The sequence below is a fragment of the Ensifer sp. VA4 genome, from assembly GCF_055710065.1.
On sequence record NZ_JBVQPO010000003.1, the window covers coordinates 201,056 to 216,234 of the forward strand.

Below are 15,179 nucleotides of genomic sequence, written 5' to 3' on the forward strand. Positions count from 1 at the left end.
GGCACATAACGCTACCTCCCTCTGGTCGATCGAATTGCGCGCTGCGCACGCCAACCCCGTTTCGATCTCGCGTTGTTCGATGGGGAAATCAGCGCTTTGTCCTCCAGCAGCCCGGCGCGGCGGGCCGCCCTCACAAATACGCGCCTTGCTTCGTGCGGCTGCCTCCAGCCGTCCAGGACGTCGCGGCAGACCCGATAGGCTGCGCGATAGGTTTGCCCTCTCGCGCCTTCGGGCCACTGGTCGCGAAGACATTCCAGTGCTTCCCAGGAATTGGCGACAACCCGCTCGCCGGTTGAGCTCAGGCGCAGTCTCACTGGAACGGGAAACTGAATATCGCTCATCGTCTACTTCGCCCCAAAGGTTACATCGTTTTGCTGTTTCCGGTTTGCGCACGCGCACCGACTTCGCTACCGGCGACGATCGCCTCCGCGTCTGGTGCGAGAAGATTGGCCCGTTGCGCGAAGGCGACAAATGTTGCGCGAGCGGTCTCGACATCGATTTCGCCGGCAAGTGCTGCTTTGCAAGCATTGAGCGCTACGGCGTGCTTCGCATTTCGCTTCGATGGCGGCCACTCGTGCAGCCAGGCATAGGCCTCTCTCACGCTGCGGATCTCAGCCGGAAATCCGAGCCCCACGAGGATTGTGACTGGGTGTTGAAAGCAATCGAGTTTCATCGTTCTTCTCCACGCGACATTGAATTCGACGTCGTGCATTGACCAACCACCTACCAGGTCACCGGCAAGTGATCCGACCCGGCGAGACAGATCGAGCGTTATCGTGCCACTGGCTGCCGGCGGCATTCCGGCTCCCGCCGCACCAAAGAATCAGGCGCAGCGCATCTTGCAACGGTGCTACCGACTATCCGCCCCATCGGGCGCGCACGTTTCGTTTCCGTCAGAAGTCCATGCCGGCTGCCGGCATCGGCGGCACGGGCGCCTCCTTCTTCGGCTTCTCGGCGACCATTGCCTCGGTGGTAATCAGCAGGCCAGCGATCGAGGCCGCGTCCTGCAGCGCGGTGCGAACCACCTTGACCGGGTCGATCACGCCCTGAGCATAAAGATCACCGAACTCGTTGGTCTGGGCGTTCCAGCCATAACCAAATTCGGTCTTTTCACGCAGCTTGCCGACAATGATCGAGCCTTCGGCACCCGCGTTCTCGGCGATCTGGCGCACCGGCGCCTCGATTGCGCGGCGAACTAGGTCGATGCCGTGCCTCTGGTCGGCATTCTCGGCCCGGGTGTTGTCCAGTGCTTTGACCGCCCTCAGCAAAGCGACACCACCTCCCGGCAGCACGCCCTCCTCGACGGCCGCCCGCGTGGCATGCATCGCGTCGTCGACGCGGTCCTTACGTTCCTTCACCTCAACCTCGGTCGAACCGCCGACGCGGATGACGGCAACGCCGCCAGCAAGCTTGGCCAGTCGCTCCTGCAGCTTTTCGCGATCGTAGTCCGACGTGGTTTCCTCAATTTGCGCCTTGATCTGGGCGACACGGCCCTGAATGTCGCTCTTCGAGCCAGCGCCGTCGACGATCGTGGTGTTGTCCTTCTCGACCACGACGTTCTTGGCACGGCCAAGCATGTTGAGCGTGACGTTTTCGAGCTTGATGCCGAGGTCTTCGGAGATGACCGTGCCACCCGTCAGGATGGCGATGTCTTCGAGCATGGCCTTGCGGCGATCGCCGAAGCCCGGAGCCTTGACAGCAGCGATTTTCAGGCCGCCGCGCAGCTTGTTGACGACGAGCGTCGCCAGCGCCTCGCCCTCGACATCCTCGGCGATGATAAGAAGAGGTTTTCCGGACTGAACAACCGCTTCGAGGACCGGAAGCAGTGCCTGCAGGTTCGAGAGTTTCTTCTCATGGATGAGCACGTAGGGTTCTTCGAGCTCAACCCGCATCTTGTCGGGGTTTGTGATGAAATACGGCGAGAGATAACCGCGGTCGAATTGCATGCCTTCGACGACTTCCAACTCCGTCACCGCGGTCTTGGCTTCCTCGACGGTGATCACCCCTTCGTTGCCCACCTTTTCCATCGCTTCTGCGAGGAAGCGGCCAATCTCGGTGTCGCCATTGGCTGAGATGGTACCAACCTGGGCGATTTCGTCGTTCCTGGTGACTTTGCGGGCGTTCCGCCGCAGTTCCTCGACTAGAGCTTCGACTGCTTTGTCGATGCCGCGCTTCAGATCCATCGGGTTCATGCCCGACGCCACGGCCTTGGCACCTTCCTTGACGATCGCCTGCGCGAGGACTGTTGCGGTCGTGGTACCGTCACCAGCGACGTCACTGGTTTTCGACGCTACTTCGCGCACCATCTGGGCGCCCATGTTCTCGAACTTGTCCTCAAGCTCAATTTCTTTGGCAACGGTTACGCCATCCTTAGTGATACGGGGCGCGCCGTACGACTTGTCGATGACGACGTTGCGCCCCTTAGGGCCGAGCGTGACCTTGACGGCATTGGCGAGAATATCGACGCCGCGCAGCATCTTCTCACGGGCGTCGGAATGGAATCTCACTTCCTTGGCAGCCATTTTTCTACTCCTTTCTGATGCGACATTCCGCTTCTGGCATGGGCCCGGATCGGCATTAGGCCGCGTTTCTCGCTGCGGTGTCGACCTCGATCACGCCCATTACGTCGGATTCCTTCATGATCAGGAGATCCTCGCCATCGAGCTTGATCTCGGTGCCCGACCATTTGCCGAAGAGAATGCGATCCCCCACCTCGACATCGAGCGGTCGCAGTTGTCCGCTGTCGTCGCGCGCGCCCGGGCCGGCGGCAACGACCTCGCCCTCCTGCGGCTTTTCCTTCGCGGTGTCTGGGATGATGATGCCGCCGGCCGTTTTTTTCTCGGCCTCGAGGCGACGAACCAAGATACGGTCATGCAAGGGACGGAACATCATGTCGGTCTCCTCATAGACAAAGAGAATTTCAAGAGGTCCTCCGCGCCGCATTCGGAACGAAACCGACGCGGGGAGCTGATGCTTTCGGCATCGCTCGAACAACGATCTGGTTTCTGATTTTTCGAGTTTCAAGAGGGTGGCTCGAGTTTTTTAGCACTCGCTCCTATCGAGTGCTAACACTATGAATTCACAGCGCCATTTTACGGCGATCCCGCTCGACTTTGGCTTATCTCCCCCCTTGACGCCGTAAAATGGCATCCCCAAATCATTTTTGTCGACGCCCATGTGGGGTCGGCATGGTCAGGGAGCGCCAAGCTTCTTGGCGTTCCCTCGTATCTATGTTGCTCTACGGAGGATGTAGCTATGAGAACAAATCTCGACTTTACCCCCTTCTACAGGTCAAGCATCGGCTTCGACCGCATGTTCGACCTGCTCGAAAACGCCAGCCTCAACGCTGACAACTGGCCGCCTTACAACATCGTCAAACTCGGCGAAGACGCATACCGCATCGTCATCGCGGTGGCTGGTTTTGCCGAGGATGAACTGACGATCACCCACGAGGCGAACATGCTCGTGGTCAACGGCGCGAAGTCGGAGGATGAGCAAGTCCAGTACCTGCACCAGGGCCTCGCTGTGAGGCCGTTTGCGCGCCGATTTGAACTCGCCGATCATGTCATCGTCGAGGGGGCAAAGCTCGAAAACGGGCTTCTGGTCATCAATCTCAAAAAGGAAGTCCCTGAGGAGATGAAGCCGCGTCGGATCGCCATCCAGGCCGAGCCGACGAAGCCCGCTTCGAAACAGATCGAAGGCGACAAGGCAGCTTAGTGTTACGCGCCCTGCTCGATCCTCGGTTGTTGCCGAACGACCGAGGAAGCAGGTGACAAAAGGAGACAAGGAAACCGAAGAAAGGGTCAAGCCATGAGTGTACGTGATCTGATCCCTTGGAGCCGTGGCAGCAGCCAGGTTCCGAACGTGTATCGCGGCGATGACATGGATCCATTCCTGTCGCTGCACCGCAATGTCAACCGTCTGTTCGACGAAGTCTTCCGCGGTTTCGGCTCGCCATCGTTGTTCGGTGATACGCCCTTCAATGGCGCGTGGCCGCACGTGGAGATCGAGGAGAATGACAACGAGATCCGGATCACAGCTGAGGTTCCGGGCACCGATCCAGACGCCGTTGAGGTGCTGCTGGAAGACGGTTTGCTTACGCTTCGCGGCGAAAACAAAAGGGAGACCGAGGACAAGGATCGCCGCTTTAGCGAGCGCTACTACGGGCGCTTCGAACGGCGGCTGGCTGTTGGTCGTCAGGTCGATGAGGATAAGGTTACCGCTACGTTCAAGAACGGTCTGCTCGCAGTGACCCTGCCCAAGACCGAAAAGGCGCGAGCCAACGTCAAGCGGATCAAGATCGATCGCACCAAATAATACCGCTCGCCGCATGCCAGCCGGGTGGAGACGTGCCCGGCTGGTTACTGGTGCGAAGCGACGACGTCGATGCCGTAACCACTTGCTACAGATAGACATTCGATCGGGCGGTAGTACACATTATTCGCCTGTCACGTTATTCGCCTGTCACGCTCGAAGACCCTAATTGCTGGCTTTCGAAACAATGCTCTGCACTATCGGCGTATCCACCGCACAGCGAAGGAAGGCCCCTCTGGGCGGACCCCGCTAGTCCCCAGACAGGGTAAAGGCAGCCGAAGGCGAATTTTGACGTAATGGATCGCCGCGCGGCCTTACGACCTATCAAGTGCGACGGCGAACCGCGCTGGCGCGGCACGGGGCGGATACTCGAAAGGCTGGGGCAGTAAGCATGCCCAGCCCGAGCCATTCTAGGCCGGCGAGTGGTGACCGCCGGCGCCGGTCGTCGTCCCGAGTTGTTCATCCGCGGCCGTCGACATGCCCGCATCTCGGCACGCGTCAATGAACGCCTCGCGCGCAATAGCAACTGGCGTCATTCGATTTAGAGCGCGGCGGCACGTTTGAACTGCCCGATTGTATTTTCTGCCTCGATAGATATTCCAATCGCCTTCAAGGAAATCGAGCACGTCGTTGACAGAAGCGAAGACCTGTCGCGTCCCATCCTTCATTTGAACGGTAACGGACGTCATCCATACCAATTCCGGGTTGACCATGATGTCCTCCTTTCGCATTCAACCGGATGAAAAAGAAGTGAAGAAAATATCGGGCCGATCAGCGCGGATTTCAAGAACTTACCGTATCGCCGCCTTGACGCGAGCATGCGCTCCCGTCGCCCCGACTTCCCCGAGAAAACAGCAGGTCACAGCGGACCGCTAGTCGACGATGTGGTAGCCGCCGTCGACATAGAGCACCTGGCCCGTTATCAGCCGGGCGGCATCGTGGGCCAGGAAGGCCGTGGCAACGCCGACATCGTCGATGTCGACGAGTTCGCGCGACGGCGACTTGACCTTCGTCTTTTCGAGCAGCGCGTCGAATTCCGGGATACCGGAGGCGGCGCGGGTCGCAAGCGCTCCCGGCGAAATCGCATGGACGCGAATCCCCTTCGGACCGAGTTCCGAGGCAAGATAGCGGACCGCGCTTTCGAGGGCCGCCTTGGCGACGCCCATGATGTTGTAGTTTTCCACCACCACTTGTGAGCCGTAATAGGTCATGGTGAAGAGCGTGCCGCCGTTCTTCATCAGCGGCTCGGCGAGATGGGCCATGCGGATGAAGGACCAGCAGGATATATCCATGGTCTTCAAAAACCCCTCGCGCGGGACATCGACCACGCGGCCGCCGAGCGTATCCTTCGGTGAAAAGGCGATCGAGTGCACAAGGAAATCGAGCTCTCCCCAGGTCCTGCCGATTTCCTCGAAGACCGCCTCCATCTGACCGGGAACGGCAACGTCGAGCGGCAGGAAAATCGGCGCTTCGATCTCATGCGCCAAGGGCTCCACATGGGGCTTTGCCTTGTCGTTCAGATAGGTGACGGCAACTTCCGCTCCGAAGGCACGAAAGGCGCGGGCGCAGCCCCAGGCGATCGACCGATCGTTGGCGATGCCGACGATCAGACCTTTGCGGCCGTCCAGTAGTTTGGCCTTTGCGACAGGAATGGACATGAATTGCCTCCGATGGATCAGGCAGAACGAGTTTTAAGGAGTGCCAGCGTGTGGCGCGCGATCATCAATTCCTCGTCGGTCGGGATGACATAGAGCGCGACGCGGCTTGAAGGCGTGGAAATCAGCGTGGCACCCGCCTCGTTCGCGGCCGAATCGAGTTCGGCGCCGAGCCAGGCGAGGTTCTGAGCGATACGCGCGCGGATTCCGGCGGAGTTCTCACCGACACCCGCCGTGAAGACGAAAGCATCGATGCCGCCGAGCGCAGCGGCAAGCATCCCGGCATTGAGCCCGCAGCGATAGAGGAAGTGATCGATAGCGAGCTTGGCGTGCGGATCCTCGCTTGCTAGAAGATCGCGCATGTCGTTCGACACGCCGGACAGCCCCTTGAGGCCTGCCTCATGATAGAGCAGATCTGAAACAGCCTTTGCGCTCATGCCGCGCTGTAGGATCAGGTAGAGCACCACGCCCGGATCGAGCTGGCCAGGCCGCGTTCCCATCGGCAAGCCGTCGAGCGCGGTGAAGCCCATGGTGCTCTCGATACTATGTCCATCGCGCAGGGCACACATCGACGCACCACTGCCGAGATGCGCAACGATGACGCGGCCGTCTGCTACCTGAGGTGCGACATCGCGCAGGCGCTCCGAGATGTACTCGTAGGAAAGTCCGTGGAAGCCATAGCGCCGGACGCCGTCATCGTAGAAGCTGCGCGGCATGGCGTAGCAGTTCACCGCTTCCGGGTGGCCGTGGTGGAAAGCGGTATCGAAGCAGGCCACCTGCGGCACGTCCGGATTGATCGCCATCGCCTGGCGGATCGGCGCCAGGTTGTTCGGCTGGTGCAGCGGGGCAAGGTCCTGGTAGCTCGCAAGGCGTTCGAGCACGGAGGCGTCGATCAGCACCGGCTCGGCAAAGTCGGGGCCGCCATGCACCACCCGATGGCCGACTGCACGCAGCGTGAAGCCTTCGAGGGTCAACAGCCAGTCCCGCGCCGCTGCAATGGCCGCCGGCAGGTCGCCAACGACGTCGGCTTTATAGCTTCGGTCGACGAGCACGGTTCCATCAGCCGCTTTCGCCTGCAGGCGTGGTTGCGTACCGATGCCGCCGATCTGCCCCTTCACCCGGCGTTCGAGGCCAGCATCGGTGATCTCGAAAACCTGAAACTTCAGGCTTGACGATCCGGCATTGACGACGAGAAGCGCGTCCATGGTCACACCGCCGCGACTTTTGGCGTGCGGCGCCGCGCCGCATAGAGCGAGGCGACGGCACAGGAGGCGAGGCGCGTCCGCACCGAGTCCGCCCGCGAGGTCAGCACGATCGGCACCCGCGCGCCAAGCACGATGCCGGCGGCGTCGGCATGGGACAGGAAGGTGAGGTTCTTCGCCAGCATGTTGCCGGCCTCGAGATCGGGCACCACCAGGATCTGCGCTCGCCCGGCAACAGGGGAAACTATGCCCTTAATTTTCGCGGCCTCCGGATCGATCGCATTGTCGAAGGCAAGCGGGCCCTCGAGAACGCCGCCGGTGATTTGGCCGCGCTCCGCCATCTTGCAGAGCGCAGCCGCCTCGATCGTCGAGGGGATCTTCGTTGTCACGGTCTCGACGGCCGAAAGAATGGCGACGCGCGGCTCGCCAAGACCGATCGTCACCCAGAGGTCGATGGCGTTCTGCACGATGTCGCGTTTGGCTTCGAGGTCCGGGAAGATGTTGATGGCGGCATCGGTGATGAAAAGCGTCTCGGCATGGCCCGGCACGTCCATGATGAAGACGTGGCTGATCCTTCGATCGGTCCTGAGGCCGGTCGCAGAGGCCGCGACCTCGCGCATCAACTCGTCCGTATGCAGGCTTCCCTTCATCAGCAGCTCGCCGCGCCCCTCGCGGATCATCGCCACCGCCTTTGCCGCCGCCGCATGGCTGTGCGGCACGTCGACGATCTCGTAGCTTCCGAGCTCGAGCCGGTGTTCGGCAGCGACGCTACGGATCTTCGCTTCCGGGCCGACGAGCACGGGTTTGATCAATCCCGTTTCGGCGGCTTCAAGCGGCCCACGCAGCGAGGTCTCGTCGCAAGGGTGTACGACGATGGTGACCGCTGGCGTCTCATCTCGCGCGGCGGCAATCAGGCGATCGTATTTGGACTGCTCAAGTGGCAGTGCGGCTACCTCGGACACGTCGAAACTCCTTCTTCAATCAGGATGCGGCGCGAGTGCGGGCGGGTTTGCCGCCATTGATCGCAACCGGCGGCTCGCTTTCCAACTGGAAAAGCGACGCCACTCGTTGCAGCCGCTCGGCTGCGAGACCTGTCAGCGCACCGGAGGCTTCCAGCACCTCGCGAAGGGCGGTGAAGGCGGCGCGACGCTGCTCGACTGCTTCCGGCAGCAACTTCGGAAGCGCCGCAAGGGCGGCGTCCTCGTCGATCAGCAGCATGAAGTATTGCTCGCGCATCACCGCCTTGAATTCGGCAAGGGTCAACTGCCTGGCCGAGGGGTGCGCACGGCGAAGCCTGCGAACGGCCTCAAGTCCGCGTTCGTCCGCACCGCCACGCGCCATGCCGACGAAGATCAACGCCCGGGCAAGCGCTTCACATGTGGCGCCGTCTGCCAACTTGGCCCTAAGCTCGGCGATCCGCGCCTCGACGAGCGCTTGATGCAGCAGGCTCTTCTCGGCCTTGCGCGGCGGCTGGTCCGAATTCCTGTCGATCCCGAGTGCGGCCTGCAGGGTCGGCGAACCGTAGATGGCGTGGAAACTCTGTTCCGAAAGGTACTCGGCCGTCCGCCGCCAAGCGTCGAGGCCGTCCACGATCTGATGCGACAGAGCCTCCTGCCAGGCAATGAACGGGTTGCCCGCGTCCGCCGGTTCGCGGTTTTCGCGAACGAGGTCCGCAAGCGCTGAAGTCCAGGCCATGAAGGGATTGTCCGGCCCGAACAGCGCATATTGCAGCCGCAACGGATGCATGTTCCGCATCGCCTCGGCGACGGGTGGCGTCGCTGCTGCCTTGACCATCGGCTGCAGATAGGTGCGATAGAGCGCCAGATTGACTTCCGAAAGCTTCGCGGCGGCGGCGAAACGACGCTCGTCCTCGATGTCGTTGCCGCCAAGCGCCCGGATATCGTCGAGCGTTCTCGCCTCGCAGCGCATCAGCCATTCGCCGGAGACGAGATCCCTGCCCTCCGCGACATTGCCCGCCGGCGTCAGCACCGCTTCATATAGGCCGGGGGGCAGCACGTCGATGAAATCGATGTTGGAGGCAAATTCGTCATGTTCCTTCCGGGCGACGCCGGCGGACACGAAAATGCCGAGATGCCCGACTGTCTCGTGAACGGTATAGACGATCGTCTGGCCGTAGGCGCGGATCTCGTCGACGCTGTCGTAGAGGTCGAGGATCCAGCCGAGCGCCTGCTGCGGCGGGGTGATGTTGTCTCCCTTCGAGCAGAACACGACGATTGGCGAACGGATGTTGCGAAGGTCTATCGCGGTGCCGTCCGACGTGCGGATTTCGCCGGCGGCGAGCTTGTTGCCGACGAAGAGTTCATCGACGATGAACTGCATCTCCTCGGCATTCAGCGTCACGTGCCCGCCCCACCAGCGTTCGAAGCCGAGGTAGCGGGCGGCCTCCGTGTCGATCTTCGAATAGAGATTGTATTGTTTGGTCCAGAGCGTATTGGCCGGGTTCTGGTTCTCGAAATTCTGCACCAGCCAGGCCCCGTCGAAGACACCGGCGCCGAGATCGCCGGTCAGTGCCGTCAGCCAGCTTCCCCCCAGAAGCCCGCCGGAATAGCGCATCGGGTTCTGCCCTTTAACGCCGGCCCAGTAAGAAAGCGGCGCGCCGGCAATGATGATCGGGCCGAAGAGCTCCGGCCTCAACGCGGCAACCATCATCACGGCCCAGCCCGCCTGGCAATTGCCGATCACACAGGGCTTTCCATCCGCGTCCGGATGGCGAGCGATCACGGTTTCGAGGAAGTGGGCTTCGGCAAGAACGATATCCTCGATCGTCTGCCCAGGAACCGGATCGGGAAGGAAGCCGATGAAATAGCAGGGATGGCCCGCCTTCATCGCCACGCCGATCTCGCTGTCCGCCTTGAAACCGCCGATTCCCGGGCCATGACCGGCACGGGGATCGACGACGACGAAGGGGCGCTTCGACGGATCGATCACGACGCCGTCGGGCGGAACGATGCTGACCAACGCATAGTTTACCGGCCGTGCGAGCGTGCGTCCGTCGCGAACGAGCCGGGCCTCGAACTCCAGCACGTGCGGCGCCGTCTGCGTCCTGTGCTCCTCGTATTGCGCACCGCGCTGCCGCATCACGTCAAGAAAGAGGATCGAGCGCTGCCAAGCATCGAGCGAATAGGAATAGGCATCGGCAAACGTCGGTATTGTCGGGATCGTGGGATGCTTGGGCATGGTGTCCACTCCTCGGTGCAATTGAAGGTCGGCCCCGTCGCCAAGGCCAATAGAACAACGCAATTGGTCTCGCATTGACCTTAGTCAAAGAGACAGGCGGCATGGCCGCAATATGAACTCGACATAGATGACCCGAGAACGTTTAACCGGGCCGCAGGAGCATATCAGTGGAGTATTACGGCGATTTGTCGCCGTAGCGATTTCTTCGCCCCTAAACCCGTCGAAGACGCATACGCATCGCCAACCGTTGGCGTTTCTTCGCAGTGCAGCATCATACAGAAAACGGCACCAGGCAAGACGGCCCTTGAAATTCAGGACGGAGCTTGCCAATTGGGGCAAAAACCACAAGGAGTTGCCAAGGCAATGAGCGAAACCGAAATGTCCGTAGAGAAACATGTCTTCGAAGCCGATGTGGCACGACTGCTCCATTTGATGGTGCATTCGGTCTATTCCGACAAGAACGTCTTCCTCCGCGAACTGATTTCGAACGCCGCGGATGCCTGCGAGAAACTGCGCTATGAAGCGATCGTCTCGCCCGAGCTGCTTTCCGGCGATCCGACCCCGCGCATCACCCTGACGCTCGATGAAGCGAACAGCCGCCTTGTCGTCGAAGACAATGGTATCGGCATGAGCCGCGATGAGCTCGTCGAGGCACTCGGCACGATCGCTCGCTCGGGTACCCGCGCCTTCATGGAACGCATCGAGGCCGCGCAGGGCAAGGAAGGCGCACAGCTTATCGGTCAGTTCGGTGTCGGCTTCTACTCCGCCTTCATGGTCGCCGATAAGGTCGACGTCGTGTCGCGCCGCGCAGGTTCTGAACACGCCTGGATGTGGTCCTCCGACGGCAAGGGCAGCTACACCGTTTCTGCGGCCGAACTTGCGGATGCTCCGGCGCGCGGCACGCGCATCACGCTCCATCTGATGGAGGATGCCAAGACCTATACGTCGCGCTGGACGGTCGAGCGCATCGTCAAGGATCAATCCGGCCACGTGCCGGTGCCTATCTCCATTCTGGAAAAGCCCGGCGCGGAACCCGTTCAGGTCGGCGACGGCACCGCGCTCTGGACCAAGCAGAAGAGCGAGATCAGCAAGGAAGACTATGCGGACTTCTACCGCGGCGTAGCCGGGCAGTATGACGACCCTGCCCTGACGGTACACTTCCGCGCCGAAGGCCGGCATGAATATACGGCCCTTGCCTTCGTGCCCGGCTCGAAGCCCTTCGACCTCTTCGATCCGGACCGCAAGGGAAGGATGAAGCTCTACGTCAAGCGCGTCTTCATCACCGACGAGGCGGAATTGCTGCCGCGCTACCTGCGCTTCGTGCGCGGCCTCGTCGACACCTCGGATCTGCCCTTGAACGTCTCGCGCGAGATGATCCAGGAAAGCCCGCTGCTCGCAAGCATCCGCAAGGGTGTCACCAACCGCGTGCTGACTGCGATCGAAAAGCTGGCGGAGAGCGAGCCAGAGACCTTCGACAAGATCTGGGAAAATTTCGGCAGCGTGCTCAAGGAAGGCATCTACGAGGATTACGAGCGCCGCGAACAGCTGGTCGCGCTGTCACGCTTCCGGACCACCACCTCGGACGAGGGCCGGCGCAGTCTCGCCGACTACGTCAAGGACATGAAGGAAGGCCAGTCGGCAATCTATTATCTGACGGGCGACAATCTCGGCCAGCTCAAGGCCTCGCCTCAGCTCGAGGGCTTTCGCGCTCGCGGCATAGAAGTGCTGCTTTTGACCGATCCGGTCGATAGCTTCTGGGTGACGTCCGCCCCCGACTTCGAGGGTAAGCCCTGGAAGTCGATCACCCAAGGTGCTGCCGATCTCAGCAATATCGCCAAGCCCGAAGGTGGCAAGGAAGAGGCGCCGCAGGCCAGCCAGTTGGTCATCGACTTCGTCGCCTTCGCCAAGGAAACGCTCGGTGCGGCCGTCTCCGACGTCCGCACGTCCGACCGTCTGACGGAAAGCGCCGTCTGCCTGGTCGCGCCGGAGCACGGTCCCGATCGCCAGCTCGAAAAGATGCTTCAGGGCGCCGGCCGTCTCGAAGACGCGGCCAAGCCGATCCTCGAAGTCAATCCGAACCATGCGCTGATCACCGCAATGGCCGCCAGCCCCGCCGGCGATACCGCGTTTCGGACGGACGCGGTTCAACTCCTGCTCGACCAGGCGCGCGTGCTCGACGGCGACAAGCCGCAGGATCCGCGCGCCTTCGCCGAACGGCTATCGCGCGTCTTCGATCGCGCACTCAAAGCCTAAAACAAAGATCCCCGGAAATCTCCGTGATTTCCGGGGCTTCTTGCCGTTTCCTTCAGCAGCGCCTTAACTTGCGCCTTTGCCGCCTTACGTAGCGCTAGTTCGCCTTCGCGACTTGCATCCCGATTTCCGCCAGCACCTCGTCGGTGTGTTCTCCTAGCCGCGGCACGCCGCGGTCAAGCGCAAGTTCGGCACCGGAAAAGCGGATCGGAGTCCTGACACCCGGTGATGTACCGGCAGCAGCGCCCGAATGCGGCGTATCCACTCGCATCTGCCGATGCGCGATCTGCGGATCGGCAAAGACGTCGGCGACCGTGTTGATCGGCCCGCCGGGCACGCCGGCATCTTCCAGCATCTTCAACAGCGCGTCGCGTTCGATCTTTGCGGTCTCCGCGGCCAACTCCGGGGTCAGCGTCTCCCGGTTCTGCACCCTGAGCGCATTGGTCAGGTAACGTTCGTCGGCCGCGAGGTCGGAACGCCCGAGCAATGCGCAGAACTTCACGAACTGCCGGTCATTGCCGACAGCGACGATCAGGTGGCCGTCGGAGGTCGGGAAGACCTGATAAGGCGCTATGTTCGGGTGCGCATTGCCGAGCCGGCGCGGCGCCTTGCCGGAAACCAGGAAGTTCAGCGCCTGGTTGGCGAGCACGCCGGTCATGCAGTCGAGCAGTGCCATGTCGATCTGCTGCCCTTCGCCGGTGCGTTCGCGCTGGGCTAGGGCCGCCTGGACGGCAATCACGCCGTAGAGGCCGGTGAAGATATCGGCGAAGGCGACGCCGATCTTCTGCGGCTCGCGATCCGGTTCGCCGGTCAGGTCCATGATGCCGCTCATACCCTGGACGATATAGTCGTAGCCGGCACGATGGGCATAGGGACCATCCTGGCCGAAGCCGGTGACCGAGCAATAGATCAGCCGTGGATTGATCTTCTTCAGGCTCTCATAATCGAGGCCATATTTGGTGAGCCCGCCGACCTTGAAGTTTTCCAGCAGAACATCCGACTGCGCCGCCAGCCGGCGCACCGCCTCCTGCCCCTCCTCCGTCGTGAAGTCGAGCACCACGGAGCGCTTGCCGCGGTTGCAGGCATGAAAGTAGGCGGCGTCGAGCTTCTCGCCATCCTCGCCCGCGACGAAGGGCGGGCCCCAGGTGCGGGTGTCGTCACCTGCCGGGCTTTCAACCTTGATGACGTCGGCACCGAGATCGGCCAGCGTCTGACCGATCCAGGGGCCCGCGAGGATGCGGGCGAGTTCCAGGACACGAATGCCTTTCAGCGGCGCTTCCATGATCGTGCCGCTCAGAAGAAGGCCTGGAGGCCGGTCTGGGCGCGGCCGAGGATCAACGCATGAACGTCATGCGTACCCTCGTAGGTGTTGACGGTCTCGAGGTTCACCATATGGCGCATGACCTGGTATTCCTCGGAGATGCCGTTGCCGCCGTGCATGTCGCGCGCCATGCGGGCGATATCGAGCGCCTTGCCGCAGTTGTTGCGCTTGACGATCGAGATCATCTCCGGGGCCATGCGGCCTTCGTCCATCAGCCGACCGACGCGGAGTGATCCCTGCAGGCCGAGTGTGATCTCCGTCTGCATGTCGGCGAGTTTCTTCTGGAAGAGCTGCGTCTGTGCGAGCGGACGGTTGAACTGCTTGCGGTCGAGGCCGTACTGGCGCGCGGCGTGCCAGCAGAACTCAGCGGCGCCGAGCGCGCCCCAGGAAATGCCGTAGCGCGCGCGGTTGAGGCAGCCGAACGGACCCTTGAGGCCTTCCACATTCGGCAGCAGCGCCTCTTCGCCGACTTCGACATTGTCCATGACGATTTCGCCGGTGATCGACGCGCGCAGCGACAGCTTGCCCGCGATCTTCGGGGCGGAAAGGCCCTTCATGCCCTTTTCGAGCACGAAGCCGCGGATGGCACCCCCATGGGTTTCCGACTTCGCCCAGACGACGAAGACATCGGCGAGCGGCGCGTTGGAGATCCACATCTTCGAGCCGACGAGGCGGTAGCCGCTCTCCGTCTTGATGGCGCGGGTCTTCATACCGGCCGGATCCGAACCGGCATCCGGCTCGGTCAGGCCGAAACAGCCGATCCACTCGCCGCTGATCAACTTCGGCAGATACTTTTGCTTCTGCTCTTCGGAGCCGTAGGCATAGATCGGATAGATCACCAGCGAAGATTGTACGCTCATCATCGAGCGGTAGCCGCTGTCGACGCGCTCGACTTCGCGTGCAACGAGGCCGTAGGCGACGTAGGAAGCGCCGACGCCGCCATAGGTGTCGGAGACGGTGACGCCGAGCAGGCCGAGTTCGCCCATTTCGCGGAAGATCTCCGGGTCGGTCGATTCTTCGCGGTAGGCGTCGATGATGCGCGGCTGCAGCCGGTCCTGCGCATAGGCCCGCGCGGTGTCGCGGATCATACGCTCGTCCTCGGTCAACTGATCTTCGAGGAGGAACGGATCATCCCATTGAAATTGCGTCTTGCCGGCCATGTTTCTCTCCCATCGGATTATTCGGCTGATGTTATCGCAAGGGGTGCAGGCCGTTTCAAACGAAATTGAGGCACCGCCT

The 15,179-nt window shown here is 61.8% G+C and carries 14 protein-coding genes; 3 read left to right on the forward strand and 11 right to left on the reverse strand.

What is annotated here, in order from left to right; all coding sequences use genetic code 11:
• Positions 1-11: 11 nt before the first annotated feature.
• The 4 genes from AC0C6X_RS06120 to AC0C6X_RS06135 all read right to left on the reverse strand — a co-directional run bounded on the left by AC0C6X_RS06120 (position 12) and on the right by AC0C6X_RS06135 (position 2,892).
• On the reverse strand, positions 12-341 hold the full coding sequence (locus AC0C6X_RS06120) for a DUF982 domain-containing protein (protein ID WP_173518573.1): 330 nt from the start codon (positions 339-341) through the stop codon (positions 12-14).
• Positions 342-361: 20 nt separating this feature from the next.
• Positions 362-673: a DUF982 domain-containing protein gene (locus AC0C6X_RS06125; RefSeq protein ID WP_173520109.1), complete on the reverse strand. Its 312-nt coding sequence runs from the start codon at positions 671-673 to the stop codon at positions 362-364.
• A 220-nt stretch (positions 674-893) separates the two neighbouring features.
• A complete protein-coding gene (gene groL / locus AC0C6X_RS06130; protein WP_173518574.1) occupies positions 894-2,522 on the reverse strand; it encodes a chaperonin GroEL in 1,629 nt (542 codons plus the stop codon).
• A 55-nt stretch (positions 2,523-2,577) separates the two neighbouring features.
• Positions 2,578-2,892: a co-chaperone GroES gene (locus tag AC0C6X_RS06135; RefSeq protein ID WP_247959632.1), complete on the reverse strand. Its 315-nt coding sequence runs from the start codon at positions 2,890-2,892 to the stop codon at positions 2,578-2,580.
• 363 nt (positions 2,893-3,255) lie between these two features.
• Between AC0C6X_RS06135 and AC0C6X_RS06140 the strand changes: the two genes are divergently transcribed.
• Both AC0C6X_RS06140 and AC0C6X_RS06145 read left to right on the forward strand, forming a co-directional pair.
• Positions 3,256-3,717 (forward strand): Hsp20 family protein, encoded by a 462-nt coding sequence (locus tag AC0C6X_RS06140; RefSeq protein ID WP_472952237.1) that lies wholly within the window; start codon positions 3,256-3,258, stop codon positions 3,715-3,717.
• A 93-nt stretch (positions 3,718-3,810) separates the two neighbouring features.
• Entirely contained in the window at positions 3,811-4,317 is a 507-nt protein-coding gene (locus AC0C6X_RS06145; protein ID WP_472952238.1) for an Hsp20/alpha crystallin family protein, read from the forward strand.
• A 407-nt stretch (positions 4,318-4,724) separates the two neighbouring features.
• Here the strand turns inward: AC0C6X_RS06145 and AC0C6X_RS06150 are convergent, their stop codons facing one another.
• From AC0C6X_RS06150 to AC0C6X_RS06170, 5 genes are all read right to left on the reverse strand, one after another.
• Complete coding sequence (locus tag AC0C6X_RS06150; protein WP_472952239.1) at positions 4,725-5,027, reverse strand: DUF982 domain-containing protein; 303 nt, start codon at positions 5,025-5,027, stop codon at positions 4,725-4,727.
• A gap of 159 nt (positions 5,028-5,186) precedes the next feature.
• A complete protein-coding gene (gene fabI / locus AC0C6X_RS06155) occupies positions 5,187-5,972 on the reverse strand; it encodes an enoyl-ACP reductase FabI (RefSeq protein ID WP_173518579.1) in 786 nt (261 codons plus the stop codon).
• 17 nt (positions 5,973-5,989) lie between these two features.
• Positions 5,990-7,174, reverse strand: coding sequence for an acetate/propionate family kinase (locus AC0C6X_RS06160; RefSeq protein ID WP_173518580.1), 1,185 nt, complete (start codon positions 7,172-7,174; stop codon positions 5,990-5,992).
• 2 nt (positions 7,175-7,176) lie between these two features.
• On the reverse strand, positions 7,177-8,133 hold the full coding sequence (locus AC0C6X_RS06165; RefSeq protein ID WP_173518581.1) for a phosphate acetyltransferase: 957 nt from the start codon (positions 8,131-8,133) through the stop codon (positions 7,177-7,179).
• A 19-nt stretch (positions 8,134-8,152) separates the two neighbouring features.
• Complete coding sequence (locus AC0C6X_RS06170; protein WP_173518582.1) at positions 8,153-10,369, reverse strand: DUF3141 domain-containing protein; 2,217 nt, start codon at positions 10,367-10,369, stop codon at positions 8,153-8,155.
• Between the two features lie 363 nt (positions 10,370-10,732).
• Between AC0C6X_RS06170 and htpG the strand changes: the two genes are divergently transcribed.
• Positions 10,733-12,622: a molecular chaperone HtpG gene (gene htpG / locus AC0C6X_RS06175; protein WP_247959629.1), complete on the forward strand. Its 1,890-nt coding sequence runs from the start codon at positions 10,733-10,735 to the stop codon at positions 12,620-12,622.
• A gap of 94 nt (positions 12,623-12,716) precedes the next feature.
• Here htpG and AC0C6X_RS06180 read toward each other — a convergent pair whose 3' ends face one another.
• Together AC0C6X_RS06180 and AC0C6X_RS06185 are read right to left on the reverse strand one after the other, a co-directional pair.
• Entirely contained in the window at positions 12,717-13,901 is a 1,185-nt protein-coding gene (locus AC0C6X_RS06180; RefSeq protein ID WP_173518584.1) for a CaiB/BaiF CoA transferase family protein, read from the reverse strand.
• A gap of 11 nt (positions 13,902-13,912) precedes the next feature.
• Positions 13,913-15,100, reverse strand: a complete 1,188-nt coding sequence (locus tag AC0C6X_RS06185; protein ID WP_247959627.1) for an acyl-CoA dehydrogenase — start codon at positions 15,098-15,100, stop codon at positions 13,913-13,915.
• Between the last annotated feature and the right edge of the window lie 79 nt (positions 15,101-15,179).

Bases quoted from the DNA above. Each gene is read 5' to 3' on its own strand.
- AC0C6X_RS06120 (WP_173518573.1), bottom strand. From the start codon at position 341: ATGAGCGATATTCAGTTTCCCGTTCCAGTGAGACTGCGCCTGAGCTCA.
- AC0C6X_RS06125 (WP_173520109.1), bottom strand. From the start codon at position 673: ATGAAACTCGATTGCTTTCAACACCCAGTCACAATCCTCGTGGGGCTC.
- groL (WP_173518574.1), bottom strand. From the start codon at position 2,522: ATGGCTGCCAAGGAAGTGAGATTCCATTCCGACGCCCGTGAGAAGATG.
- AC0C6X_RS06135 (WP_247959632.1), bottom strand. From the start codon at position 2,892: ATGATGTTCCGTCCCTTGCATGACCGTATCTTGGTTCGTCGCCTCGAG.
- AC0C6X_RS06140 (WP_472952237.1), top strand. From the start codon at position 3,256: ATGAGAACAAATCTCGACTTTACCCCCTTCTACAGGTCAAGCATCGGC.
- AC0C6X_RS06145 (WP_472952238.1), top strand. From the start codon at position 3,811: ATGAGTGTACGTGATCTGATCCCTTGGAGCCGTGGCAGCAGCCAGGTT.
- AC0C6X_RS06150 (WP_472952239.1), bottom strand. From the start codon at position 5,027: ATGGTCAACCCGGAATTGGTATGGATGACGTCCGTTACCGTTCAAATG.
- fabI (WP_173518579.1), bottom strand. From the start codon at position 5,972: ATGTCCATTCCTGTCGCAAAGGCCAAACTACTGGACGGCCGCAAAGGT.
- AC0C6X_RS06160 (WP_173518580.1), bottom strand. From the start codon at position 7,174: ATGGACGCGCTTCTCGTCGTCAATGCCGGATCGTCAAGCCTGAAGTTT.
- AC0C6X_RS06170 (WP_173518582.1), bottom strand. From the start codon at position 10,369: ATGCCCAAGCATCCCACGATCCCGACAATACCGACGTTTGCCGATGCC.
- htpG (WP_247959629.1), top strand. From the start codon at position 10,733: ATGAGCGAAACCGAAATGTCCGTAGAGAAACATGTCTTCGAAGCCGAT.
- AC0C6X_RS06180 (WP_173518584.1), bottom strand. From the start codon at position 13,901: ATGGAAGCGCCGCTGAAAGGCATTCGTGTCCTGGAACTCGCCCGCATC.
- AC0C6X_RS06185 (WP_247959627.1), bottom strand. From the start codon at position 15,100: ATGGCCGGCAAGACGCAATTTCAATGGGATGATCCGTTCCTCCTCGAA.